This window comes from Streptomyces sp. NPDC002795 (assembly GCF_042888725.1).
Classification (GTDB): domain Bacteria; phylum Actinomycetota; class Actinomycetes; order Streptomycetales; family Streptomycetaceae; genus Streptomyces.
Window position 1 is genome coordinate 1 of the sequence record NZ_JBIAQB010000002.1, and the last position, 24,359, is coordinate 24,359.

A 24,359-nucleotide genomic window follows, 5' to 3' on the forward strand; every position below is an offset into this window, starting at 1 on the left:
AACCCCGGCGCGCGCGCCGGGGGGGGGGCCCCCCCCCCCGGCGCCCCCCCCCCCCCCGGGGGGGGGCGGGCCCCCCCCCCCGGGGCGCCCGCCCGCCGCCGCGTTCAGGTGGGGCGGGTCAGCAGCTGCCCGCCGGCCTGTCCCGCTTCACGAGGTTGGTGTAGCCGGTGGTGCCGTCCAGCCACAGGACGCGCTGCCCTTCGTCTGCGGCGGCGTACACCTGGTCACCGCGGTTGCAGGAGACGCGCTGCGCGGCGCCCTTGCCGTCGGGGGCCACCTGGTACAGCTTCGGCAGGGTCTCGTTGGCCCAGCTCGTGGCCGGCGGCAGCACGGTGACGCTGACCGCGTCGTTCGAGGCCGTCAGCGAGTAGGCGTACAGCGAGCCGGTACCGGACTCCGGGGTGAGGGTGAGCGGGTTCGAACCGTCGAGGCCCGCGCGGCGCACCGCGGCCCGGCCGGAGTCGGTGGCGTCGTTGTCCTCGATCCAGAAGACACCGTCGTCGGTGATCGCGGTCTGGCCGATGCCCGCGGTCTTGGTGCTGTCGGCCATGGGCATCTGCGTCCTGGCGCCGGTCGCCGCGTCGAGGACCTCGACACCGAGCGTGTGGTTCCCGTTCGCGTCGGGCGCCACCTTGGCGTAGGCGATCTTGCCGTCCTTGACGGAGGCCAGACCCGAGACGTTGTAGGGGCCGCCGTCGTCGACCAGACCCACCTTGCCGGTCTTCATGTTGACGTACCGGACGTTCGTGACGCCGAACTGCGGGTTGAACGCGGTGTAGACGACGTAGTCGCCGTCCACCGCGAGCCCGGAGACGTCGCTGCCGATGCCGTCGACCATTTTCGGGAGGCCGCCCGTGACCGGCCGCGCCATGATCTTGACGCCATTGCTGCTGTAGTCGGCCCACACCACCGTCTTGCCGTCCGTGTCGGCGTAGACGTTGTAGTCGCCGTTGTTGGCGCTCATCAGCTGGGGCGTGCCCTTGCCGGACGTGTTGCCCAGCCACACCGAGTACGGCTCGCTGCCGTCCTCGTTCGAGTTCGAGACGGCGTACTTGCCGCCGCCCGCACCGACGCCGGTGTTGTAGATGTTGACCTTGTTCAGAATCGTGTCGGTGTCGACGCCGAGCGCCTTCTCCCAGCCGGGCACGATGCCGTGGGCGTCGAACGACGTCTTCACCGTCTTCAGCTGGGCCTTGGTGACGCCCAGCTCCTGCGCGGCGGCGACAACGGCCGCGCGGCCCTCGGTGAAGCCGTCGAGCGGGGTCATGTAGGCCGCCAGCGCACGGTAGGTGATCTGGTCGGCGAGCTCGGCGCCGAGGTCCTGGCGGATGTCCCACAGGGCGCCGGAGAAGATCGTGGAGTTGAGGTGCACGCCGCCGTTGTCACCGCGGTACGTGGTGCCGATGAAGTCCTTGGCCGTGGTCTTGCCGTCGTTGAGGTCGCGCAGGGCGCACTCGCGGGGGCTGAGCGTGGTGCACAGGTCCTCGCCGAGCAGGCCGGCGTCCGGGTCGTCCATGGAGACGTGGTTGGCCTCCAGGTCGATGGCGTTGCCGAAGTAGTCGGCGATCGCCTCGTTCATGGCGCCGGACTGGCCCGCGTAGACGAGGTTCGCGGTGTGCTCGACGACGCCGTGCGTCATCTCGTGGCCGACGACGTCGGTGTCAGCGGAGAAGGTGCGGAAGTCGCCCCCGCCCTGGCCGTACACCATCTTGGCGCCGTCCCAGAAGGCGTTGTTGTACGGCTGGCCGTTCTGCACCACGCCGACCAGGGAGTTGATGTAGCCGTCCTTGCCGTCGAGGCCGGCCCGGCCGAAGTGGTTCTTGTAGAAGTCGTAGACCTTGCCTGCCGCCCAATGGGCGTCGATGGCACCGGAGTCGGTGTAGTCCGCGCCCAGCTCGGGCGTGGCCGACTGGAACGTCTTGATGCCCACGGGCCAGGCGCCGGACGCGGAGGCGACCTCGCGGCCGCGGGCGTCGTACGTCGACAGCATCGGGCCCTCGTACGGGGAGTCGGCGGCCCGCTTGCTGTAGTCGATCATCTGGTAGACGCCCTTGGCGTCCTTGTACAGGTTCACCTCGGTCTTCTCGCCGTTGTACCGGGTGCCGGTGCCCTTGACGACGAGCTGGTCGGCGGCCGTGGTGGCCGCGTCGCCGTCCGTGGGTGCCTCGTCGGTGGCGCCGGTGGCGGCGGCCGTCGCGCCGAACGTCTTGATGCCGCTGTACTGAAGCAGCGGGAAGCCGGAACGGCCGTCTACGTAGACCTCCTGCTTCACCGGCGAACCGTCGGCCGGGCTGACGCCGGTGACGGTGATGTGCCGGGTGAGCACGCCGGCTCCCTGCGGGAGGATCGTGACGCCGGTGGCCTTGCCTGTGAGCTTGTGGGCGCCGGTCTTGTCGCCCTTGGCAGGGGCGGTCATCAGACCCCCGCCGAGCTGCGTGGAGACGGCGCCGACGGCGCGTTGCACCGCGACCTTCTCGGTGACCTTGGGTGTGACCGTGGTGAGCTTGAGCTCGGTGAAGTACTTGCCGGAGGTGCCGATGACGGTCCGCTTGCCGGACTTCTTCTCCATCCGGACCACGTACTGGCCGCCGAGCACCTCGACGCCCCGGTACTTCTGCTGGAGCCGGACCGTCTCCTTGCCGCCCTTGCCGGTGGCGGTACCGAGGGACGTCAGCTCCTTCGCCGAGGTGTCGGCTATGTGGTAGCGCCCCTTCTCCGCCTTGAGGTGGCCGCGCGCCGCGTCGGCGGGGCTGTCCGTGGCGGAGACCGCTTCGTGCAGCCCGGTGACGAGCGCCGGGGTGTCCGTGTCGCCGCCGGACGCCACGGGGTTCGCCGGGTCGGCCGCGTGGGCGGCGGGCATACCGGTCACCATCAGCCCTGCGGCGGCGAGCAGCGCCGCCACCCCTTGGCCGACCGCTGTGCCAGGGCTTCTGTCTCTACGTCTACGTCCTGAGGTCCGCACGGTTCCCCTCCGGGGCCGGTGGTGCATGAACGGATGTCGGATGCGGCCATGCAAATACCGGAGCCCCCTGCTGAACAATGCGTTCCCGGTGCTTACTTGTGGACGTGCACACTTGTGTGGCCTGCGGGTTCGGCCGAAAATCCCCTGATGAAACCGGCTGGGCACGACGACGCGCAGTGGCAGGCCCTCGGCCTCGGCGAGAGCGAGCTGCGGGTCTACGAAGCGCTGCTCAGCGGTGGTGACCTGGGCTCGCGGGCGGCGCTCGCCCGTGCGGCCGGGCTGCCCGCGCGCCGGGTCGCGGACGCCCTCGGCCACCTCGCGGAGCGCGGCTGCACGCTGCCGGCGCCGAGCGGCGCCGCCCTCCCGCTCCCGGTACCGCCGGCCACGGCGTTGCGCAATCTGATCCACCGGCACCAGGCGGAACTGCTGCGCCGCTCGGCCGAGTTGGAGGACCTGACGGGGGCGGTGGACCGGCTGGCGGCCGGGCTGCTGACCGCCACGCCCGCGGATGTCCGGGCGATGGGCATCGAGACGGTGCGCGGCGGCCGGGCCATCGCGGAGCGCGTCGCGGCGATGCTGGCCTCGGCGACCACGGAGGTGGCGCTGCTCGACCGCCCGCCGTACGCCTCCAGCCAGCCGGACGGCATGCCGACACCGCTCGACGTGGCGGCCCCCGTGCGGCGCGGGGCGCGGGTCCGGGTGGTGGTGGACCGGAACGGACTCACCTTCGCGGGGCGCGCGCGGGGCCTCAACGACCTTGCCACGCAGGGCGTTCGGATCCGGGTGGGCAAGGACCTGCCGACGAAGCTCTTCACGGTGGACCGCCGGGTGACCCTGCTCCCGCCGACGGATGCGGCGGACCCGACGGCCTCGGCACTCGTCGTCGGCGACTCGCTCCTCAGCCACGCCCTCGTCCCGCTCTTCGACGCGGTGTGGGAGCGGGCGGTGCCGATCGGCGCGGACTCCCCCGACGAGATCACGGACGAGGACCGCGAGCTGCTGACCCTCCTCGCCTCGGGCCTCAAGGACGAGTCGATCGCCCGCCGCCTGGACGTCCACGTCCACACGGTGCGCCGCCGCATCACCCGCCTGATGACGATGCTGAACGCGCAGACGCGCTTCCAGGCGGGTGTGACGGCGGCGCTGAGGGGTTGGCTGACGGTCTAGCCGACCGAGCCCGCCCCCCCCATCAAGCCCCGCCGGCGCCAGCGCCACCGTGTCGGCCGTCCCACCGCCCTTCCCCGCGCCTGAATCTCTCTGGCCACACAACTCCCCGAAGAATACGGGCGGTTGGCCCGCCGCGGATCTCCGGAAGCAGACACAACACCGACGGCCCGGCCCCCACAGGGGGCCGGGCCGTCCGGTATCCGGGAGGCGTCCGTCACGCCGCCACCGGCACCGCCACATCCGCCGGCGCCAGCGCCAGCTCCAGTACCTGTCGCACATCGTTCACCGGGTGCACCTCCAGCTTCTCCAGGACCTCGGCCGGGACGTCGTCCAGGTCCGCCTCGTTCCGCTTCGGGATGATCACCGTGGTGATGCCCGCCCGGTGCGCCGCGAGCAGCTTCTGCTTGACGCCGCCGATGGGCAGGACGCGGCCGGTCAGGGACACCTCACCGGTCATCGCCACATCCGTACGGACGAGCCGCCCGCTCAGCAGGGACGCGAGCGCCGCCGTCATCGTGACGCCCGCGCTCGGCCCGTCCTTCGGGACGGCGCCCGCCGGGAAGTGGATGTGCGCGCCGCGCTCCTTCAGGTCGGCGACGGGCAGCTCCAGTTCCGCGCCGTGCGAGCGGAGGAAGGAGAGCGCGATCTGCGCCGACTCCTTCATGACGTCACCGAGCTGACCGGTGAGGGTCAGGCCCGCCGCGCCCGTCTCCGGGTCGGCGAGGGACGCCTCCACGTAGAGCACGTCGCCCCCGGCACCCGTCACCGCGAGCCCCGTCGCGACGCCCGGCACGGACGTGCGCCGCTCGGCCGGGTCCTGCGCCGACTCGGGCACGTGGTGCGGACGACCGATCAGGGCCCGCAGGTCACGCTCGCCGACGGTGAACGGCAGTTCCCGCTCGCCCAGTTCGTGCTGCGCGGCCACCTTGCGGAGCACCCGCGTCACGGACCGCTCCAGATTGCGGACGCCGGCCTCGCGCGTGTACTCGCCCGCCAGCTTGCGCAGCGCGTCGTCGCCGATGGTGACCTCGTCGGCCGCGAGCCCCGCGCGGTCCAGCTGGCGCGGCACCAGGTGGTCGCGGGCGATGACGACCTTCTCGTCCTCGGTGTAGCCGTCGAGGCGGACCAGCTCCATGCGGTCGAGCAGGGCCTCGGGGATGGCTTCCAGGACGTTCGCGGTCGCCAGGAAGACGACGTCGCTCAGGTCCAGCTCCACCTCCAGGTAGTGGTCGCGGAAGGTGTGGTTCTGTGCCGGGTCGAGGACTTCGAGCAGCGCCGCGGCCGGGTCCCCGCGGAAGTCGGAGCCCACCTTGTCGACCTCGTCGAGGAGGACCACCGGGTTCATCGACCCGGCCTCCTTGATGGCGCGCACGATGCGGCCCGGCAGGGCACCCACGTACGTACGCCGGTGGCCGCGGATCTCCGCCTCGTCCCGTACGCCGCCGAGGGCGACGCGGACGAACTTACGGCCCATGGAGTGCGCCACGGACTCGCCGAGCGAGGTCTTGCCGACGCCGGGAGGTCCGACGAGCGCGAGAACGGCGCCCCCGCGCCGCCCGCCGACCACACCGAGGCCGCGGTCCGCGCGGCGCTTGCGCACGGCCAGGTATTCGGTGATCCGCTCCTTCACGTCGTCCAGGCCCGCGTGCTCGGCGTCGAGGACGGCGCGGGCGCCCTGGATGTCGTAACTGTCCTCGGTCCGCTCGTTCCACGGGAGTTCGAGGACGGTGTCGAGCCAGGTGCGGATCCAGGACCCCTCGGGCGACTGGTCGCTCGCCCGCTCCAGCTTCTCGACCTCCTTGAGCGCGGCCTCGCGCACCGTCTCCGGAAGGTCGGCGGCCTCGACGCGGACCCGGTAGTCGTCGGACTCCTCGGCCGCGTCCTTGGCGTCACCGTTCAGCTCGCGCAGTTCCTTGCGCACGGCGTCGAGCTGGCGCCGCAGCAGGAACTCGCGCTGCTGCTTGTCGACGCCTTCCTGGACGTCCTTGGCGATGCTCTCCGCGACGTCCTGTTCGGCGAGGTGGTCGCGCAGGTGCTGGGTCGCCAGCTTCAAGCGCTCCACCGGGTCGGCCGCTTCGAGCAGCTCGACCTTCTGGGCGGTGGTGAGGAACGGCGAGTAGCCGGAGTTGTCGGCTAGCGCGGACACGTCGTCGATGGCCTGGACGCGGTCCACGACCTGCCAGGCGCCGCGCTTCTTCAGCCAGTTCGTGGCGAGGGCCTTGTACTCCTTGACGAGTTCGGTGACGGCGCCCGGCAGGGGCTCGGGAACCTCCTCCTCGACGGTCAGGCCCTCCACCCACAGGGCGGCGCCCGGCCCGGTCGTGCCGGCGCCGATGCGCACGCGGCCGACGCCGCGGATCAGGGCGCCGGGGTCGCCGTCGGCGAGGCGGCCGACCTGCTCGACGGTGCCGAGCACACCGGTGTTCGCGTACGTCCCGTCGACGCGTGGAACAAGCAGCACCCTCGGCTTGCTGGGTCCAGTACGCGCGGCGGCCTGCGCGGCCTCCACCGCGGCTCGTACGTCGGTGTCGCTGAGGTCCAGGGGCACCACCATTCCGGGCAGCACGACCTCGTCGTCGAGCGGCAGCACGGGCAGGGTGAGCGGTGTGGACGTCGAAGCCATGATCTCCCCTTTGGCAGTCAAGTTGAGTTACATGGGCTCAATGCTCGGGAGCCTCCAGATGTTCCGTCCCGGGCGTTCGCTGTCAGCGATCACGACTGTCGCGGCAGTCGGGTCACCCTCTGTGACGAGTTCCATGTGAGACGTGGACCACAGAAAATGCCCGCGCGCCCACCACCTCGTCGGCCACAATGGCGGCCATGACGACCCTGCTCCACCCCGATCAACCCGTCGTCCTCGATCGCCGCGAAGGCCCCTTCGGCGAGGTGGTCCTGCGCCGTCACGGCGACCTGCTCCAGATCATCGCCAACGGCACGTTCCTGATGGACACTTCGGACGGCCGCTCCGAGCGCCGCCTCGTCGACGCGGCGCTCTCGGCCCTCCCCGCCCACGAGAGGCCGCGCGTCCTCATCGGCGGCCTCGGCGTCGGCTTCTCCCTCGCGCACGCGGCCGCGGACCCGCGCTGGGGCGGCATCACGGTCGTCGAGCGGGAGCCCGCGATCATCGACTGGCACCGGCGCGGCCCGCTGCGCGAGCTGTCCGCCGAGGCCCTCGCCGACCCTCGTACGGACATCGTCGAGGCCGACCTCGTACGGCATCTGCACACGGCCACGGACACCTATGACGCGCTCTGCCTCGACATCGACAACGGCCCCGACTGGACCGTCACCGAGGACAACGACACCCTTTACGGACCGGCCGGCCTCGCCGCCTGCGCGGATCGACTCGACCCGGGCGGTGTTCTCGCCGTATGGTCCGCACAGCCGTCAGCAAATTTTGAAGAAACCTTGCGGAATGCCGGATTCCAGGCGGTGCGCACCGAAGAGATCCCGGTTGTCCGGGGCGTCCCTGACGTGGTGCACCTCGCACTGAGGCCCACGTAGCCGACCGGCGGTAACTCCCCGTACGCTGACGTCCGAAACCCGATCATTCAAGCGTCAAGCGCGTCACGACGGCGCGCACTCAGGGGCGGGGCGATGGAGCAGACACACACCTCCCACAACACCACCACGACGACTCAGGGAGCCCAGCGACGGGTCCTTGTCGTCGAGGACGATCCGACCATCGTCGATGCCATCGCCGCCCGACTGCGTGCCGAGGGATTCCTCGTGCAAACCGCGCAGGACGGCCCGGCGGCGGTGGACACGGCCGAGGCCTGGCAGCCCGACCTGCTGATCCTCGACATCATGCTGCCCGGCTTCGACGGCCTGGAGGTCTGCCGCCGCGTGCAGGCCCAGCGTCCCGTGCCGGTCATGATGCTCACGGCCCGCGACGACGAGACGGACATGCTGGTTGGCCTCGGTGTGGGAGCCGACGACTACATGACCAAACCGTTCTCCATGCGGGAGCTGGCGGCGCGCGTGCACGTGCTGCTGCGCCGGGTCGAGCGGGCCGCGCTGGCCGCCACGACACCGCGCAGCGGCATACTGCGGCTCGGCGAGCTGGAGATCGACCACGCGCAGCGTCGCGTGCGGGTGCGGAGTGAGGACGTGCATCTCACCCCGACCGAGTTCGACCTTCTCGTGTGCCTGGCGAACACGCCGCGCGCGGTCCTCTCCCGTGAGCAGCTGCTCGCCGAGGTGTGGGACTGGGCGGACGCCTCGGGCACCCGCACCGTCGACAGCCACATCAAGGCGCTGCGCCGGAAGATCGGTGCGGAGCGCATCCGTACCGTGCACGGCGTGGGCTACGCACTGGAGACGCCGAACCCGTGAGCGGTGCGGACCGGAACCGGACACCGGGCGGGCGGCCGCACCGGCCGCCGTTCAACCCTCAGTGGGCGTCCGGCGGTCTGCGCCCCTTCTCCGTCAAGGCGAAGCTCGGCACGCTCGTCGTCGTCTCCGTCTTCATCACCACGGGCCTGCTCATGGTGGCGATGTACACGGCGACGGAGCTGCGCTTCATCACCGTCTTCTCCATCATCGCCACGCTGCTGATCACGCAGTTCGTGGCGCACTCGCTGACGGCTCCGCTCGACGAGATGAACACGGTCGCCCGGTTCATCTCCAACGGCGACTACTCGCGCCGGGTCCGCGGCGCGGGCCGGCGCGACGAGATCGGTGACCTCGCGGTCACCATCAACCGCATGGCCGACGAGCTGGCGGCCCAGGACCAGCAGCGCAAAGAGCTCGTGGCCAATGTGTCGCACGAGCTGCGCACGCCCATCGCGGGCCTGCGCGCGGTCCTGGAGAACGTCGTGGACGGCGTCATGGCCGCCGATCCCGAGACGATGCGCACGGCGCTCAAACAGACGGAGCGGCTCGGCCGCCTCGTCGACACACTGCTCGACCTGTCCCGCCTGGACAACGGCGTCGTGCCCCTCAAGACGCGCCGCTTCGAGGTCTGGCCGTACCTGTCGGGCGTCCTGAAGGAAGCCAACATGGCGGTCTCCCAGCGCGCGGGACTCGCCTCGGGCTCCGGCACCCACACGCGTACGGACGTCCATCTGCACCTCGACGTCTCGCCCCCCGAGCTGACGGCGCACGCCGACCCGGAGCGCATCCACCAGGCCGTCGCGAACCTCATCGACAACGCGGTGAAGCACTCCCCGCAGCACGGCCGTGTCACCGTGCTCGCCCGGCGCGGCCCCTACCCCGAGTCGCTGGAGCTCGAAGTGCTCGACGAGGGCCCCGGCATCCCGCAGTCCGAGTGGCACAAGGTCTTCGAGCGCTTCAACCGGGGCGACTCCGACAGCGGCGGCCAGAAGGGCAAGGGCGACGGCGGCACCGGACTCGGCCTCGCCATCGCCCGCTGGGCCGTCGAACTGCACGGCGGGCAGATCCGGGTGGCCGAATCCACTCGCGGCTGCCGGATCAGGGTCACTCTTCCGGGAGAGCCCGGAACACCAAGTTGACGTAGGGTTTCGGTCAGGCACGGGTCAAGAGCGCGCCGGGCGTACGAGAACACGCCGGGCGCGCATCCGAACGTACCGAAACCCCGCTTGTTTCCCGCCATTCAACGGCCCGAAACGCGATTTCCGGTGTGACTTACGCGACGGATCACGGCCCGGTCTGCACGTCCCGCGAATGGAGGCGTAGCCTTTATTCCCGCTGTCCATCACCTTGTGAGAAGCGGAAGAGGGCGGTTACCGCCGTGTCGCCACAGTCCCCCAGTAACTCGAGCATCTCCACCGAGACCGACCAAGCCGGGCAGGGTAAGAACCCTGCCGCTGCCTTCGGACCCAACGAGTGGCTCGTCGACGAGATCTATCAGCAGTACCTCCAGGACCCGAATTCGGTTGACCGAGCCTGGTGGGACTTCTTCGCCGACTACAAGCCAGGTGCCGCGGCCGCGGGGGCCGCGACGACCCCGAAGCCGGCCGAGAAGCCAGCGGCCCCGGCCGCACCCGCAGCGCAGGCCCCCGCCGCGCCCGCGAAGCCCGCAGCCGCAGCTCCCGCACAGGCTGCCGCTCCGGCCCCCGCGAAGCCCGCCACTCCGGCCGCGCCCACCGCGCCGAAGCCGGCCGCTGCCGCCACCCCTGTACCGAAGAAGGCTGAAGAAGTGACGACCGAGGCCCCTGTCGGCCCCGAGCTCGTGACGCTGCGCGGCCCCGCCGCCGCCGTCGCGAAGAACATGAACAAGTCCATCGAGGTCCCCACGGCGACGTCCGTGCGCGCGGTCCCGGTGAAGCTGCTGTTCGACAACCGCATCGTCATCAACAACCACCTGAAGCGCGCCCGCGGCGGGAAGATCTCCTTCACGCACCTCATCGGGTACGCCATGGTGCAGGCCATCAAGGCCATGCCGTCGATGAACTACTCCTTCGCGGAGAAGGACGGCAAGCCGACGCTGGTCAAGCCGGACCACATCAACTTCGGTCTGGCCATCGACCTCGTGAAGCCGAACGGCGACCGCCAGCTGGTCGTCGCGGGCATCAAGAAGGCCGAGACGCTGAACTTCTTCGAGTTCTGGCAGGCCTACGAGGACATCGTCCGGCGCGCCCGTGACGGCAAGCTCGGCATGGACGACTTCTCCGGTGTCACGGTCTCCCTGACCAACCCCGGCGGCCTCGGCACCGTCCACTCCGTCCCGCGCCTGATGCCCGGACAGTCGGTCATCATGGGCGTCGGCTCGATGGACTACCCGGCGGAGTTCCAGGGCACGTCCCAGGACACGCTGAACAAGCTCGGTATCTCGAAGGTCATGACGCTCACGTCGACCTACGACCACCGGGTCATCCAGGGCGCCGCCTCCGGCGAGTTCCTGCGCATCGTCGCGAACCTCCTCCTCGGTGAGGGCGAGTTCTACGACGAGATCTTCAAGGCCCTGCGGATCCCCTACGAGCCGGTCCGCTGGCTCAAGGACATCGACGCCTCGCACGACGACGACGTCACCAAGGCCGCCCGCGTCTTCGAGCTGATCCACTCCTACCGGGTCCGCGGCCACGTCATGGCCGACACCGACCCGCTGGAGTACCAGCAGCGCAAGCACCCCGACCTGGACATCACCGAGCACGGGCTCACCCTCTGGGACCTGGAGCGCGAGTTCGCCGTCGGCGGCTTCGCCGGCAAGTCGATGATGAAGCTGCGCGACGTCCTCGGCGTGCTGCGCGACTCGTACTGCCGCACCACCGGCGTCGAGTTCATGCACATCCAGGACCCGAAGCAGCGCCGCTGGCTGCAGGACCGCATCGAGCGGCAGCACGCCAAGCCGGAGCGCGAGGAGCAGCTGCGCATCCTGCGCCGGCTGAACTCGGCGGAGGCCTTCGAGACCTTCCTTCAGACCAAGTACGTCGGTCAGAAGCGGTTCTCCCTGGAGGGCGGCGAGTCCGTCATCCCGCTGCTCGACGCGGTCATCGACTCCGCCGCCGAGAACCGTCTCGACGAGGTCGTCATCGGCATGGCCCACCGCGGCCGCCTGAACGTCCTGGCGAACATCGTCGGCAAGTCGTACGCGCAGATCTTCCGGGAGTTCGAGGGCAACCTCGACCCGAAGTCGATGCACGGCTCCGGCGACGTGAAGTACCACCTGGGCGCCCAGGGCACCTTCACCGGCCTGGACGGCGAGCAGATCAACGTCTCGCTGGCCGCCAACCCGTCCCACCTGGAGACGGTCGACCCGGTCATCGAGGGCATCGTCCGCGCCAAGCAGGACATCATCAACAAGGGCGGCACGGACTTCACGGTCCTGCCGGTCGCCCTGCACGGTGACGCGGCCTTCGCGGGCCAGGGTGTGGTCGCCGAGACGCTCAACATGTCGCAGCTGCGCGGCTACCGCACGGGCGGCACGGTCCACATCGTCATCAACAACCAGGTCGGCTTCACCGCCGCCCCGGAGTCCTCGCGCTCGTCCATGTACGCCACGGACGTGGCCCGCATGATCGAGGCGCCGATCTTCCACGTGAACGGCGACGACCCCGAGGCCGTCGTCCGCGTTGCCCGTCTGGCCTTCGAGTTCCGCCAGGCGTTCAACAAGGACGTCGTCATCGACCTCATCTGCTACCGCCGCCGCGGTCACAACGAGTCGGACAACCCGGCGTTCACGCAGCCGCTGATGTACGACCTGATCGACAAGAAGCGCTCGGTGCGCAAGCTCTACACCGAGTCCCTCATCGGTCGCGGCGACATCACCCTGGAAGAGGCCGAGCAGGCGCTCCAGGACTTCCAGGGCCAGCTGGAGAAGGTCTTCACGGAGGTCCGCGAGGCCGTCTCGCACCCGGCCACCGCCGAGGTCCCCGACCCGCAGGCCGAGTTCCCTGTGGCCGTGCAGACGGCGATCTCCCAGGAGGTCGTCAAGCGCATCGCCGAGTCCCAGGTCAACATCCCGGACAACGTCACGGTGCACCCGCGTCTGCTGCCGCAGCTGCAGCGCCGCGCCGCGATGATCGAGGACGGGACGATCGACTGGGGCATGGGCGAGACCCTCGCCCTCGGCTCGCTGCTCCTGGAGGGCACGCCGGTCCGTCTTTCCGGTCAGGACTCGCGCCGCGGCACCTTCGGCCAGCGCCACGCGGTGCTCATCGACAACAAGACGGGCGAGGACTTCACCCCGCTCCTCTACCTGTCGCCCGAGCAGGCCCGCTACAACGTCTACGACTCGCTGCTCTCCGAGTACGCGGTCATGGGCTTCGAGTACGGCTACTCGCTCGCACGTCCCGAGTCGCTCGTGCTGTGGGAGGCGCAGTTCGGCGACTTCGTCAACGGCGCGCAGACCATCGTCGACGAGTACATCTCGGCCGCCGAGCAGAAGTGGGGCCAGACGTCCGGCGTCACCCTGCTGCTGCCGCACGGCTACGAGGGCCAGGGCCCGGACCACTCCTCGGCCCGCGTCGAGCGCTTCCTCCAGCTCTGCGCGCAGAACAACATGACGGTCGCCATGCCGACGCTGCCGTCGAACTACTTCCACCTCCTGCGGTGGCAGGTGCACAACCCGCACCACAAGCCGCTGGTGGTCTTCACCCCGAAGTCGATGCTGCGCCTCAAGGCCGCCGCGTCGAAGGTGGAAGAGTTCACGGTGGGCGGCTTCCGCCCGGTCATCGGCGACACCGAGGTCGACTCGGGTGCGACGGACCCGAAGGCGATCAAGAAGGTCGTCTTCGTGGCGGGCAAGCTGTACTACGACCTCGAAGCCGAGCGGAAGAAGAGCGGCGTCACCGACACCGCGATCATCCGCGTCGAGCGTCTGTTCCCGCTGCCGGGTGCCGAGCTCCAGGCCGAGATCGCCAAGTTCCCGAACGCCGAGAAGTACCTCTGGGCGCAGGAGGAGCCGGCGAACCAGGGTGCCTGGCCGTTCATCGCGCTCAACCTGATCGACCACCTGGACCTGGCCGTCGGCGCCGATGTGCCGCACGGCGAGCGCCTGCGCCGCATCTCGCGGCCGCACGGCTCGTCCCCGGCGGTCGGCTCGGCCAAGCGTCACCAGGCCGAGCAGGAGCAGCTGGTGCGTGAGGTGTTCGAGGCCTAGGCCCCGACCCACAGCGAGCAAGGCCGAAGGCCCGGCCCCCTTTCGAGGGGACCGGGCCTTCGGGCTTCCCGGGGTGCGCTCACGTCACCTGCGGTTCGAAGTCCCAGTACGGCCTGTTGCGGGCCCGCGCCGACAGGGTGTGGACGTGCTGCTTGCCCAGCGTCGCGGTCAGGTCGGACAGCGCCTCCTGCTCGGTCTTCTCCGCCTCCTGCCGGTTTCCGAGGCCCCGCAGGTCGGCCGCGTGCGCGACGCGCGCCGTGAGCGTGAGCGGGTGCGTACGGCCCAGGGTCTCCGCCGCGCGCGCCGCCGCCGATGCGCTGAGGGCGGCAGCGGACTCGGTGTCGCCGACGAGGTTGCGCAGCGCCGACGCGTTGACGGCGCAGCCCACGGTCCACGGATGGTTCTCGCCGACCGCCGCGGCCATGTCGGTCATCGCCTGCTCGATCAGCTCGTGGGCCAGGTCGCGCTCGCCCACGCTGCGCAGGATCAGCGCGTGGTTGGCGCGGCCCCCGGCGATGAACGGGTGCCCTTCGGCGAGCTTCTGCTCGTAGCGCGCGATGACGTACTCGCTGGTCTCCCGTGCCCGGTCGATGTCGCCGTGCTCGCGGGCGAAGCAGCTGTGGCTGACGGCGGCGGCCAGCGTCTGCGGGTCGTTGTCCCCGAGCTGCCGCTCGTAGCGCTCCCGAACGCGGGTGAACAGCGGGCCGGCCCGGCCGTGGTCGCCGAGCCGGTACAGGCACTGCGCGAGGTTGTGCTCGGCGAGCAGCGTCTGCGGGTTGTCGCCGCCCATGACGAGGCGGTACTCCCGCACGTTCTTCGCCTGCATGGACTCGGCCTCGGTGTAGCGGCCGAGCAGCCGCAGGTTCGTCGCGTAGTGGATCTCGGAGAACAGCGCCCAGGGGTGCCGGCTCTTGAGGAGCAGCCTGCGCGCCTCAAGGGTGCGCCGGTCGATGTCGAGGCTGTCCTTGTAGCGGCCGAGCAGGCGCAGCGCGAAGCCCAGGTTGTTCAGGGCGTTGAGGGTCCGGGAGTCCTGCTCGCCGAGCAGGTCGCGGTAGGCCGGGTACAGCCAGTCGTACAGCTCGCGCGCCTCCTCGTAGCGGGCGAGGCCCCACAGGTCGGCGCCGCGGCCCATGTTGGCGCGCAGATGGTCCAGGTCCTGCGCGCCGCGCTCGACCAGCAGGTGGTCGACGGCGGTCCGCCCGATCTCCTCGGCGCGCTCGTACTCGCCGGCCGCGCGCAGCAGGTTCGACAGGTGGTACGAGAGGTCCCAGATCCGCTGGTGGGTCTCGCCGAGCCGGCGCTGCCAGGTGGCGAGGGCGCGCTCGCCGAGCTTGATGCCGGAGACGTACTCGCCTGTGAAGTACATGTAGCGCAGGCAGTTGAGGACCATGCTCTGGACCTTGCGGTCCTTGCTCTGCAGGACGTCGGCGTACTTCAGGTGCGGCACGATCGCCGCGTACTCGTCCCACAGGCGGGTGTCGGTGGCCCGGCCCGGATCGGCGGCGGCGAGCGCCCTGCGGACGACGTCGATGAACTCGCGCCGGTCCTCGTCGGGCATGTCCTTGTGCACGATCTGGTGGACCATGCGGTGCAGGTACAGGGACTCGCCGGCGGCCGCCGACTCGTCCCCCACCGTCTCGTGCGACTCCAGGCGGACGACGGAGTACTGGCGCAGCTGGTTGATCGCCTTGTTCCACAGCAGCGGGTCGTTGAGCAACCCGGCGACCTGTTCCGGGAGTTCGTCGTGCGGCATGTCCCGCAGGAGGCGTACGGGGATGAATCCGGGCGCGAAGAAGGTGCACAGGCGCAGCAGGTCGATGGACTCGGGGACGGTCTCGCGCAGCTTGTTGAGCAGGATCGACCAGGCGGTCTGGAAGGCGACCGGGAAGTCGGCGGAGACCTTGACGACGTCCTTGTCGATGCCGCCCTCCAGGAGTCCGATGTACTCCTCGACGGACATGTCCGAGTCATTGAGCCAGCCGGCCGTCTGGTCGAGCAGCAGCGGCAGGTCCTCCAGGGCCTCGGCGAGCTGCTCGGCGTCCGGTTCTGAGAGCCGCGACGCGCGGCGGCGGATGAAGGCGACGGACTCCTCGCGGGAGTAGACCGGCACCTCCAGGAGCTTGCTGTTGTGCTCGGTCCACTCGGGGTTCCGGGAGGTGATCAGGACGTGCCCCGGGCCCGTGGGCACCAGGTCCCAGATCTGGTCGGGTTCGTCGGCGCCGTCCAGGACGAGCAGCCAGCGCCCGTAGGGGTCGCCGCGGCGCAGCGAGTCGCGCACGGCGCGCAGCCGCTCGCCGTACTCGGGGCCGGTGGACAGGCCCAGCTTGGGTGCGAGTTCGGCCATCAGGCGGCGGTACGTGACCCGGCCCTCGGCGTTGACCCACCACACGACGTCGTACTCGGAGCCGAAGCGGTAGACGTACTCGGCGGCGAGCTGCGTCTTGCCGACGCCCGACATGCCATGCATCGTGAGCACGCCCGCGCCGGGTTCGGCGCCCTGGAGCAGGTGGTACGCGTCGTTGAGCAGCGGCTCGCGGCCCGTGAAGCGCGTGTTGCGGCGCGGCACTCCGCCCCACACCTCGGGCATGGAGGCGGGGAAGCGGGGCCCGCGCCGCTCGCCGGTGGGCGGCTCGGGCAGCGGGTCCGTCGGCAGGTCGAGCCGGTCGAGCAGGCGGCGCTCCGCCTCGTCGGCGCCCATGTTGGTGAGCTGCGTCGCGGCCAGCACGGTCGTGGCGGAGGGCAGCGGGGCGGTGGTCACGGAGACGGCCGCGAACCGGGCGGCGTCGGGGGCGACGACCTGGCGCAGCGCCGCGTTCCACTCCTCGTGGGTGCGCGGGCCGAGCTGGAAGTACCACTCGCTGACGATGACGAGGACGCGGCCCTCGGCGAGCATCAGGTCGCCCAGCAGGTCGGCAAGCGGGACGTCGGCGCGGGAGTCCCAGCGCGCGTACACGACCCGCAGGCCGCGCCGCTCCAGCCGGTCTCCGATCCAGGCCGCCCAGGCCCGGTTGAACCCGGCGAAGCTGATGGTGACCGTGGATTTCCCGGTCCCCTTGCCGGTGGCTCCGACCGGCCTACGGATTGCAGACATGCAGCGGCCTCCCGGCACGTAATGGTAGAACCATGCCCAGATCTTCGCCCCAACCGTACGCAAAAATCACCCAGTTGACCGCATCCGACGTGCGGCGAACAGGGTACGGGCCGCGTCCACGTAGGCACGCGCGCGTGCGGCGTGCCCTCGGGGCGGCGGATGCTCGTCGAGCCGTTCGTACGTGGCGACCATCTGGTCCACGAGGCGCCGCCCCTGCGGGGTGAGGTCCGTCGAGCCGACGACGGCCGGAAGCGCGGCGCCCACCTGCTCCTTGCAGCGCGCGTGCACGGCCCACGCCGACTCGCGCTCGGCGGTCCTGCCGACGAGGAGCGCGCGCCGCTGGAAGAAGTCGGCGAGCGCCAGGTGCGAGTACGCGCCCTGGAGCAGCCCGTCGAAGGGGCGCGGGTCGGGGCGCCACGGCGCGAAGTAGCGGGCCGCGCCGCCCGCCCGGTGGAGCGGCACCAGCTGGGCGACCGCGAGGAGCTTGGCGTGCTGGAGCTCGTGGACGAGGGTCGCGGCGAACACGGGCGCCGTGGGCGGGGTGCTGCTGAGGACCGCGCCGAAGGCCTCGCGCCGGGTGCCGCTGCACGTGCCTGCCGTGGCGTCGTACGGGTCGGAGCCGGGCGGCGCGGTGAGCGGGACGAGGCAGCGCAGCAGGGCGACGGCCTCGGCGAGCCGCTGTTCGCCGCCGAGGCGCAGTTCGACGGCGGTGCCCGACCAGGCGTGCAGCCAGCGCTTGCGCTCGGCGTCGTCGAGGGCCGCGGGCTCGCTGGCGCCCCGGTAGTGCGCGCCGCCCTCCGCGCCGCGGTACGGGTCGAGGTCGTCGAGCGGGGTGGGCGCCGCGTCCGCGGTGAGGCCGGGCAGCGCGTGGGCGGGGGTCCAGGCGGGGTCGTCGGACCAGGCGCCGGTGCCGCGCTCGGGGCGGACGACGACGGGGGCGCGGCCGCGGCCGCGGATCTTCACCTGGCCGTACTTGTACGTGACTTGGTACGTCGTGTCATCCGGCGTCGATGTGCGCAGCGCGCCGAGCGAGGGCAGGCCGAGGAGTCCTTCGCGGGCCGTCAGGCGGACGTCGAAGGGGAGGCCCGCGCGGGCGGCGGCCGCGGCGGCGAGCGCGCTGAAGTGGGTGAGTTCCCTGGCGAGTTGGCGGCTGCGTCCGTGTGCTCCGGGCCGGGTGGGGTCGGTGCGCAGCAGCGTCAGGCAGCGTTGGGCCCAGGGGCCGACGAGGGGGTGCAGGAGGCGGGCGCGGGCGGGCGACTCGGGGTGCTGCGGTGTCGTGGCGTCCGCCGCTTCGAGCAGCGCCCAGTCCTCCCTGAGGCGCCTGCGGGCGGCCGGCGGGCAGAGCCGTGGGTCCGCTTCCGTGGCGGCGTCGAGCACGGCGCGCAGCGCGAGCAGTCTGCGGGTGTCCTGGGCGCGGACGAGCAGCGCGAGGGCCTGCGGGCCGCCTTCGGTGCGGCCGAGTTCGGTCAGGGCGTGGTCCGGGATCGCCGGGAGCATGACGGAGGTCAAGGGGAGTCCCCTTCGGGGTGGGCGGCGGGCACCGTGTCCGCGGTGAGCACCGCCGCCACATGACGGATGAAGCGCTGAAGGTCCGCGCAGTACACGGACGGGTTGGCGAACCCGTGTCCCGCGCGGTAGCGGTGGGCGTACTGGCCGCCGCCGCAGACGTCGAGCAGCGGGCAGGCCCGGCAGTCGGCGGCGAGCGCGGCGGCGCCCGCCTGCCGGGCCGCGACGGCGGGGTGGGCGAGCGCGGCGTCGAAGTCGTGGTGGAAGACGTCGAGCCCGGTCCATGCGGCGCCGTCGTAGGCGGACTTGAGCGAGTCGACCTGCTCGATCGTCCCGTCCGTCTCGACGACGACGGCGTCGAACGGGGCGAGTCCGAGCGGTTCGACGGCCGAGGGCAGGCCGAGGAGCAGCGCGAGGCACTCCTCGAAGAGGCGCACCCGCGTCTCCCGGTGTCCTGCGCCCCACCAGCGGTCGAAGGCGGCGCACAGCCAGTTGCCGTACACGGTGCCGCTCGGCTCCCAGCCGGGCGGCGGCGCGGACCAGTTGCCGTGCGGCAGGAGCAGGTCGAGCGCCGGCGGGCGGAGCGTGAGCAGCGACTCGTACGTCTCCACCGGGTCCTGCGCGGGGTCGATCACGGTGAGGATCCCGGCGTACGAGTCGGGGAAGCGCTCGGCGACCAGGCGCGCGCCGCGAGTGGCGGCGGTCCAGGACGGGCGTCCCGCGCGGTCGACGCGGCGGGCGTTGTGGGCCGGCAGGCCGCCGTCGAGGCTGATGCCGACGCGGACGCGGTGCCGGGCGAGGGCCGCGAGGCGCCGCTCGGTGAGCAGGGTGGCGTTGGTCTGCACGACGGCGTGCACCGCGCAGCCCGTGGGGGCCCGCTCGCGGACCAGCTCGGTGAACCGGCCAAGGGTGGCGGCGCCCGCGAGGAGCGGTTCGCCGCCGTGCAGGACGAGCGAGAGGTGCGGGAGTCCGTGTACGCGCGCGTGCTCGGCGATCCGGGTGGCGGTGCGGTCGAGGACCTCGGGGGCCGCGGCGGCGGGGCGGGTGCTCCAGGTGTGGTCGGGGCCCTCGTACAGGTAGCAGTAGCGGCAGGCGAGGTTGCAGCGGCCGTGCATCTTCACGACGAACTGCCGGAAAGGTGCGGGCCGTTGGTGTGGTGCCCGTGCGACTCCAGCCACTCCGGTACCCCCCATGCCGGGCGCCCGCAGGGACGGGCTCGCGCGTACGGGGCGCCTTCCCGGTGGGGCACGCGGCACAAACGTGGTCGGTGCAACGTTGTCCGGTTCACCCGCGCGGGGCGGCCGAAACCAGCTTCGCGCGGGGCCGTGACGCGTCAGAGCGCGCTGCTGAACCCCCAGAGCATCTCGCCCGGCCGCTCCTCGCGCTCCCGTAGGTCCGCCAGCACCTCGTCCAGTACCGGGTGTCGCGCCTCGCGCAGTTCGGCGAGGCTCAGGGTGGTGAGGTCCGGGCACGGTTCGGCCGGTTCCTGGTGTGACTCCTGTGCGTCCATGACGTTCCCCTCTCCCCGGCCGACGGCCCGGTGTCAGTTCAGCTCGGCGATGCGCTCCGCTGTCTGCCGTGCCGTCGGTCCGCTCCTGGTCACGTTGTCGTCGGGCAGCCTCGACCACTCGCGGCGTGCCGCCCGATAGGCCTCGCGGGCGGCACGCGGACGCGCCGCCGCTTCGTAGGACATACCCCGTAAGTGGTGTGCCTGCGCGCCGAGAAGGACGGCTTCCTGGCGGGAGTGCTCCGTATCGGCCTCCCGCTCGGCGCCGCGGGCCGACTCGGCGGCGTACCGGAACGCGTCCACCGCCTCGTCGAGGCGGGCCGGGCGGCCGAGGCTGCGGAACACCTCGAACTGCACCTGGCCTAGCTCCAGCCAGCTGCGCGCGGCCGGCAGGAAGTCGTCCGCCTCCGCGGCGGCGAGTCCCAGGAGGTACTCGGCCTCCCGCAGGTCGACGCGGTCCCCGCGCGCGCGGTAGCGCAGCATCAGGGCGCGGCCGAGCAGCAGCAGCCGGCGGGCGAGCCGGGCACTGCCCTCCGGGGTCTGGGCGCGGCAGTCCCGCAGTACCCGGACCGCCCGCGACAGGGCATCCTGCTCGGCGGGCGTGGCCGGTGCGGCGCCCGCCCGGCACAGCAGCACCTCGCCCCACTCGGCGAGCGCGTCGGCGTGGGCCGCGGAGTCCCCCGGCATCCAGTGCGCCGCCTGCTCGAAGTGGCGTGCCGCCTCCTGGAGTTCACGCGGGTCCGCGGACTCGGCGTGCCGGGCGCGGGCGAGGCGCGCGGCCCGCAGCAGGACCGCGGCGCGCAGCCGCTGGTCGCGGGCCGCCGCGAGCGCCTCGTCGACCCGTGCCGCCGCCTCGTCGAGGGCGTCACCGGAGACGAGTAGGGCGTCCACCAGGTCGAGCAGCACCCGCACCCGAGGCGCGCCGCCGGGGTCCCGCGCCTCACTGCTCAGGGCGGTACGCAGGGAGCCCGCTGCCTGCTCCGCGTACTTGACGGCCTGCTCGCCGTCGGACGCGGCGCCGGACAACCGGAGCAGTATCCGGCCGTGGGCGAGCGGGAGTTCGGGCGGGTGGAGGCGGTCGGGCCAGGTGTCGACGAACGCCTCCAGCATGCCGACGGCGCCCTGGAGCAGCGCGCTGTCGCCGCCGAGCCGCCACTGGGCCTCCAGGGCGCCGACGCGCTCCAGGGTGAGCCGCAGTGCCTCCTGCTCCGGCAGGTCGGGCGCCGAGCAGGCCACCGCGTACTCGCGGTCGGCCCTGCGCAGCAGTTCGAGCGCGCCGTTCCGGTCGCCGCGGCGCCTGCGGTCGGTGGCGGCGGTGGAGAGCACGCGCGCTAGGACGGCACGTTCGCGCAGCGCGTGCGGGTGGGCGGCGGCGCGCTCGGCGGCCTGCTCGGCCTCGCGCAGGAGCTCCGCTCCGCCCTGTACCTCCCACAGACGCAGCACACAGTGGGCGTACTCGGCCCACAGCTCGAAGTCCCGCTCCGTGGGCGGCTCGTGTTCGGCGGCGCCGCGCAGCAGCTGCACCGCGTCGATGAGGTCCTGCACCATGCGCTCGCCGTCGAAGCGCGCGGCGAGCGCGCGGGCGCGGGTGACGGCGGGGTGGGTGGGCGGCGCCTCCTGCGGCCTGTCCTGTCCCGGCCGCCCGTACAGCGCGAACTGTTCGGGCAGCGGCATGAAGCGCTCCAGGACTCGTGCGGCGACTTCGGCGAAGGGCTGCGGGACGAGGTCGGCGCCGCTCGCCCCGGCGTCGCCGTTGTCGCCGCCCACGGCGTGCGGGGGCCGGTATCCGGTGCCGGTACCGGCGGGGCGGTCTGTGGGGCGGTCGGTGCCCGTGTCCCCGCCGCCGTCGCCCAGCTGGGCGAGCGCGAGGGCCGGGAAGTTGGGGCCGCCCTTGCCGAAGCGGGCCTCGATGTACTCCGAGCAGTGCTTGAGGACCAGCACGGCCTCGTCCCTGCCGAGCGGCCCGAGCAGCGCTTCCTGCACGCCCGGCGCGAACTCGTACCACTGAACACCATGAACACCGTCGCCGCTGCCGCCCCCGTGCTCCTCCTTGGTACGCGTGAGCAGCCCGCTGAGCAGCACCTCGGCCAGTTCGGAAGGGCCGGATCCGGGCAGCATGGTCCGCTGCACCAGTTGCATCACCGGCAGGCACAGCGGGGCCGCCGCCAGGAACCCGGCGAGCCGGCCGGCGTCCGGTGAGGCGGTGGAGCGGAACCGGGAGACCAGTTCGAGCACCGAGGGCCGCTGCGCCTGCCGCCCCGCCGAGGCCCGTCGCTGGTCCGCCCTGACCCAGCCGACGGCCCCCGCGACCGGTCCCGCGCCGGCACCCGACAGGAGCCGCGCCCAGGCGCCGAGCGCCACCGGCTCGGGCGGCAGCACGGGCACCGGGAGCGCGCCCGCGCGGGCCTGCGCCGAGGGCCCCGCCGCCGTCCGCACGCGCAGCGCCGCGGCGCCGCCCAGGGCCTCACCGCGGCTCAACTCCCCGTACGAGACCGGGAGCCGGGTCCGGTTCCACATGCGCTGCGGCAGGGGCTGGAGCACGGCGGCGGGGGCCTGCCGGGCCAGCTGGTGCAGGAGGCGGTGGGCCCGGCCGCTGCGCCACAGGGGGCCGGCGCAGTCGCTGACGAGGAGGGTGACCTGGCGCCCCGACGGGTCGCTGAGCCGGTCGGTGGAGTGCAACGGCGCCCCGTACGGCTCGGGGCTGCGGCTGACGGCGGCCTGCGCGTCGGGGCCCTCGTGCAGATAGCTGACCTGGATGTCCCAGAAGGCTCCCAACTGGCTGAAGACCTGCTCCAGTTCGCTGAACATCCGGTCCCACACGCGCATCGACGAGGACGCGTCCATCACGAGGCTCAGCCGCGCGTCGGCGCGGGTCACCGCGCGGAACACGGGCAGGACGAGGCCGCCCGCGCGTGCGGTGCGCTCCGCGGTCGCCGTCTCGTCGAGCACCGAGCGCAGGGGCGGGGCGGCGCTGCGGTAGCCCTGCAACGGCCGCAGGGCGCGCTGGAGTTCGAGCGGTGCGGGGAACGCGGGCGCGGCAGGGACGCCGACCGGGAGCGGGGTCGCGCGGCCGCTCCCGCGCGCGCGACCGCCGCCGGAGCGCGGGACGGGGTACAGGGCGACGCGCCGGTCGGCGCCCTCGTCGTACACCTGAGGAGCCGGCCGTTCGGGCTCGGTCTCGCGCTCCGTAGGCGCGGAGTGCGAGGTGGTCGGCGCCTGTACCGGCCGCGGCCCTACGTAGGTGGGCCGTTCGCCAGGGACGGGCTCCTGCTGATCCGCGGCCCGCGCGGAACGCGCGTACCTGGCCAGCCACAGCGCGTCGCAGAGCCCTTCGGCGTCGGGGTCGAGCCCGATCTGCCGCAGCCTGGCGATGAGTTCGGCGACGGGGTCGCCGCCCTGGCGTCCGGGCTCCGAGGGCGAACCGGGCCCCTGACGCGCCGTCGCGTCGGGAGTCACCGCTTCACCTCGGGCGGTCGAGTCGCTGGATCAGGAGGTCGGCGAAGGATTCGCGGCTGGTGGGGGCGGCCGCGTCGGTCAGGTAGATCGCGTTCAACAGCTGGTCGGTGGCGAGCAGTTCACTGCGGGAGCGCTCCAGGAACCGGTTGATCAGATCGTCGCCCGCGCGTGCCGCCTCGTCGCCGAGGTGGGCGCGTACGAAGGTGGCGAGCCGGTTGTGGTCGGGCCTGCCGAGTTCGAGGTGGATGCAGCGGCGCATCAGCGGGGCGGGGAAGTCGCGCTCCCCGTTGCTGGTGAGCACCACGAACGGGAAGGCGTTGCAGCGCACCCGGCCGTCGCGGACGCGGACCTTGACGCCGTCGGAGGTGAGCACCTCCGCCTCGCCGTCCGGTAGCCGGTCGGCGACCCGTTCCAGCTCGGGGATCGCGAACTCGCCCTCCTCCAGCACGTTCAGCAGGTCGTTGGGCAGATCGATGTCGCTCTTGTCGAGCTCGTCGATGAGCAGTACGCGCGGTGTCGGCGACGCCAGCAGCGCGGTGCCCAGCGGCCCGAGCCGGATGTAGCTCCCGATGCCCTCGACGGCTCCGGGCGACCCGGCCGCCGACCCGAACCCGCCCTGCGCCGCGATCTGCACGTCCTGGAGGCGGGCGATCGCGTCGTAGTGGTAGAGCCCGTCCTGGAGCGTGGAGCGGCTGACGATGGACCAGCGCAGTACGTTGCCCAGACCCAGTTCGTACGCCACCGAGTGCGCGAGCGTGCTCTTGCCCGCGCCGGGGCTGCCCGTCACGAGCAGGGGGCGGCGCAGATACAGCGCCGCGTTGATCATTTCGAGCTCTTCAGCGCCGGGCCTGTGCAGCTCCGCCAGGTGCCGGTGCGCGCCGAGCCTGCGGTCCTCGGAACCGTCACCCGCGGCCGGTTCCTCGGTGGACCGCCCCGAGAAGTCGCGCCAGGGCGGCGGCGGGGGCAGTCGGTCGAGGCCCTCGTGGGGTTCGCCGGCGCCACGGTAGATGAGCCACTCACTGGATTCGGTCATGATCCGGTCCTCGTCGTCACTCGTCCAGCAGGGCAGCCCAAGGGACGTGCCTCACGGTATCGATGGTTCGTGGCGCTGGTAAGGGCTCCGTGGGGAGCTGGCCTGAAGGGCCCT

Annotated in this window: 13 protein-coding genes; 5 read left to right on the forward strand and 8 right to left on the reverse strand. The window is 72.0% G+C overall.

Annotated elements, in window-relative coordinates:
- Positions 1-118 precede the first annotated feature (118 nt).
- Positions 119-2,860 (reverse strand): M4 family metallopeptidase, encoded by a 2,742-nt coding sequence (locus ACFYWS_RS04535; RefSeq protein ID WP_389269508.1) that lies wholly within the window; start codon positions 2,858-2,860, stop codon positions 119-121.
- A gap of 249 nt (positions 2,861-3,109) precedes the next feature.
- On the opposite strand from ACFYWS_RS04535, the gene ACFYWS_RS04540 reads away from it, so the two are divergent.
- The gene (locus tag ACFYWS_RS04540) at positions 3,110-4,129 is read left to right on the forward strand and encodes a LuxR C-terminal-related transcriptional regulator (protein WP_389269510.1); all 1,020 of its coding nucleotides are present in this window, start codon (positions 3,110-3,112) and stop codon (positions 4,127-4,129) included.
- Between the two features lie 214 nt (positions 4,130-4,343).
- On the opposite strand, the gene lon is transcribed toward ACFYWS_RS04540, so the two are convergent.
- Positions 4,344-6,752, reverse strand: a complete 2,409-nt coding sequence (gene lon / locus ACFYWS_RS04545; protein WP_389269512.1) for an endopeptidase La — start codon at positions 6,750-6,752, stop codon at positions 4,344-4,346.
- A gap of 188 nt (positions 6,753-6,940) precedes the next feature.
- On the opposite strand from lon, the gene ACFYWS_RS04550 reads away from it, so the two are divergent.
- The 4 genes from ACFYWS_RS04550 to ACFYWS_RS04565 all read left to right on the forward strand — a co-directional run bounded on the left by ACFYWS_RS04550 (position 6,941) and on the right by ACFYWS_RS04565 (position 13,652).
- Positions 6,941-7,633, forward strand: a complete 693-nt coding sequence (locus ACFYWS_RS04550; protein WP_389269514.1) for a spermidine synthase — start codon at positions 6,941-6,943, stop codon at positions 7,631-7,633.
- A gap of 93 nt (positions 7,634-7,726) precedes the next feature.
- The gene (locus ACFYWS_RS04555) at positions 7,727-8,464 is read left to right on the forward strand and encodes a response regulator transcription factor (RefSeq protein WP_266714016.1); all 738 of its coding nucleotides are present in this window, start codon (positions 7,727-7,729) and stop codon (positions 8,462-8,464) included.
- A 77-nt stretch (positions 8,465-8,541) separates the two neighbouring features.
- The gene (locus tag ACFYWS_RS04560) at positions 8,542-9,603 is read left to right on the forward strand and encodes an ATP-binding protein (protein WP_389271676.1); all 1,062 of its coding nucleotides are present in this window, start codon (positions 8,542-8,544) and stop codon (positions 9,601-9,603) included.
- 239 nt (positions 9,604-9,842) lie between these two features.
- Complete coding sequence (locus ACFYWS_RS04565) at positions 9,843-13,652, forward strand: multifunctional oxoglutarate decarboxylase/oxoglutarate dehydrogenase thiamine pyrophosphate-binding subunit/dihydrolipoyllysine-residue succinyltransferase subunit (RefSeq protein WP_389269517.1); 3,810 nt, start codon at positions 9,843-9,845, stop codon at positions 13,650-13,652.
- A 79-nt stretch (positions 13,653-13,731) separates the two neighbouring features.
- Here ACFYWS_RS04565 and fxsT read toward each other — a convergent pair whose 3' ends face one another.
- The 6 genes from fxsT to ACFYWS_RS04595 all read right to left on the reverse strand — a co-directional run bounded on the left by fxsT (position 13,732) and on the right by ACFYWS_RS04595 (position 24,245).
- Entirely contained in the window at positions 13,732-16,743 is a 3,012-nt protein-coding gene (gene fxsT, locus ACFYWS_RS04570) for an FxSxx-COOH system tetratricopeptide repeat protein (protein WP_389269519.1), read from the reverse strand.
- A 66-nt stretch (positions 16,744-16,809) separates the two neighbouring features.
- On the reverse strand, positions 16,810-18,240 hold the full coding sequence (locus tag ACFYWS_RS04575; protein ID WP_389271679.1) for an aKG-HExxH-type peptide beta-hydroxylase: 1,431 nt from the start codon (positions 18,238-18,240) through the stop codon (positions 16,810-16,812).
- Positions 18,241-18,248: 8 nt separating this feature from the next.
- The gene (locus ACFYWS_RS04580) at positions 18,249-19,442 is read right to left on the reverse strand and encodes an FxsB family cyclophane-forming radical SAM/SPASM peptide maturase (RefSeq protein WP_389269521.1); all 1,194 of its coding nucleotides are present in this window, start codon (positions 19,440-19,442) and stop codon (positions 18,249-18,251) included.
- Positions 19,443-19,582: 140 nt separating this feature from the next.
- Positions 19,583-19,759, reverse strand: coding sequence for an FxSxx-COOH cyclophane-containing RiPP peptide (fxsA, locus tag ACFYWS_RS04585; protein WP_389269523.1), 177 nt, complete (start codon positions 19,757-19,759; stop codon positions 19,583-19,585).
- A gap of 33 nt (positions 19,760-19,792) precedes the next feature.
- The gene (locus ACFYWS_RS04590) at positions 19,793-23,212 is read right to left on the reverse strand and encodes an SAV_2336 N-terminal domain-related protein (protein WP_389269525.1); all 3,420 of its coding nucleotides are present in this window, start codon (positions 23,210-23,212) and stop codon (positions 19,793-19,795) included.
- A 4-nt stretch (positions 23,213-23,216) separates the two neighbouring features.
- Positions 23,217-24,245, reverse strand: a complete 1,029-nt coding sequence (locus ACFYWS_RS04595; RefSeq protein ID WP_389269527.1) for an AAA family ATPase — start codon at positions 24,243-24,245, stop codon at positions 23,217-23,219.
- Positions 24,246-24,359 lie beyond the last annotated feature (114 nt).

Bases quoted from the DNA above. Each gene is read 5' to 3' on its own strand.
- fxsT (WP_389269519.1), bottom strand. From the start codon at position 16,743: ATGTCTGCAATCCGTAGGCCGGTCGGAGCCACCGGCAAGGGGACCGGG.
- ACFYWS_RS04580 (WP_389269521.1), bottom strand. From the start codon at position 19,442: ATGGGGGGTACCGGAGTGGCTGGAGTCGCACGGGCACCACACCAACGG.
- ACFYWS_RS04575 (WP_389271679.1), bottom strand. From the start codon at position 18,240: ATGCTCCCGGCGATCCCGGACCACGCCCTGACCGAACTCGGCCGCACC.
- ACFYWS_RS04535 (WP_389269508.1), bottom strand. From the start codon at position 2,860: ATGCCCGCCGCCCACGCGGCCGACCCGGCGAACCCCGTGGCGTCCGGC.
- lon (WP_389269512.1), bottom strand. From the start codon at position 6,752: ATGGCTTCGACGTCCACACCGCTCACCCTGCCCGTGCTGCCGCTCGAC.
- fxsA (WP_389269523.1), bottom strand. From the start codon at position 19,759: ATGGACGCACAGGAGTCACACCAGGAACCGGCCGAACCGTGCCCGGAC.
- ACFYWS_RS04595 (WP_389269527.1), bottom strand. From the start codon at position 24,245: ATGACCGAATCCAGTGAGTGGCTCATCTACCGTGGCGCCGGCGAACCC.
- ACFYWS_RS04540 (WP_389269510.1), top strand. From the start codon at position 3,110: ATGAAACCGGCTGGGCACGACGACGCGCAGTGGCAGGCCCTCGGCCTC.
- ACFYWS_RS04555 (WP_266714016.1), top strand. From the start codon at position 7,727: ATGGAGCAGACACACACCTCCCACAACACCACCACGACGACTCAGGGA.
- ACFYWS_RS04550 (WP_389269514.1), top strand. From the start codon at position 6,941: ATGGCGGCCATGACGACCCTGCTCCACCCCGATCAACCCGTCGTCCTC.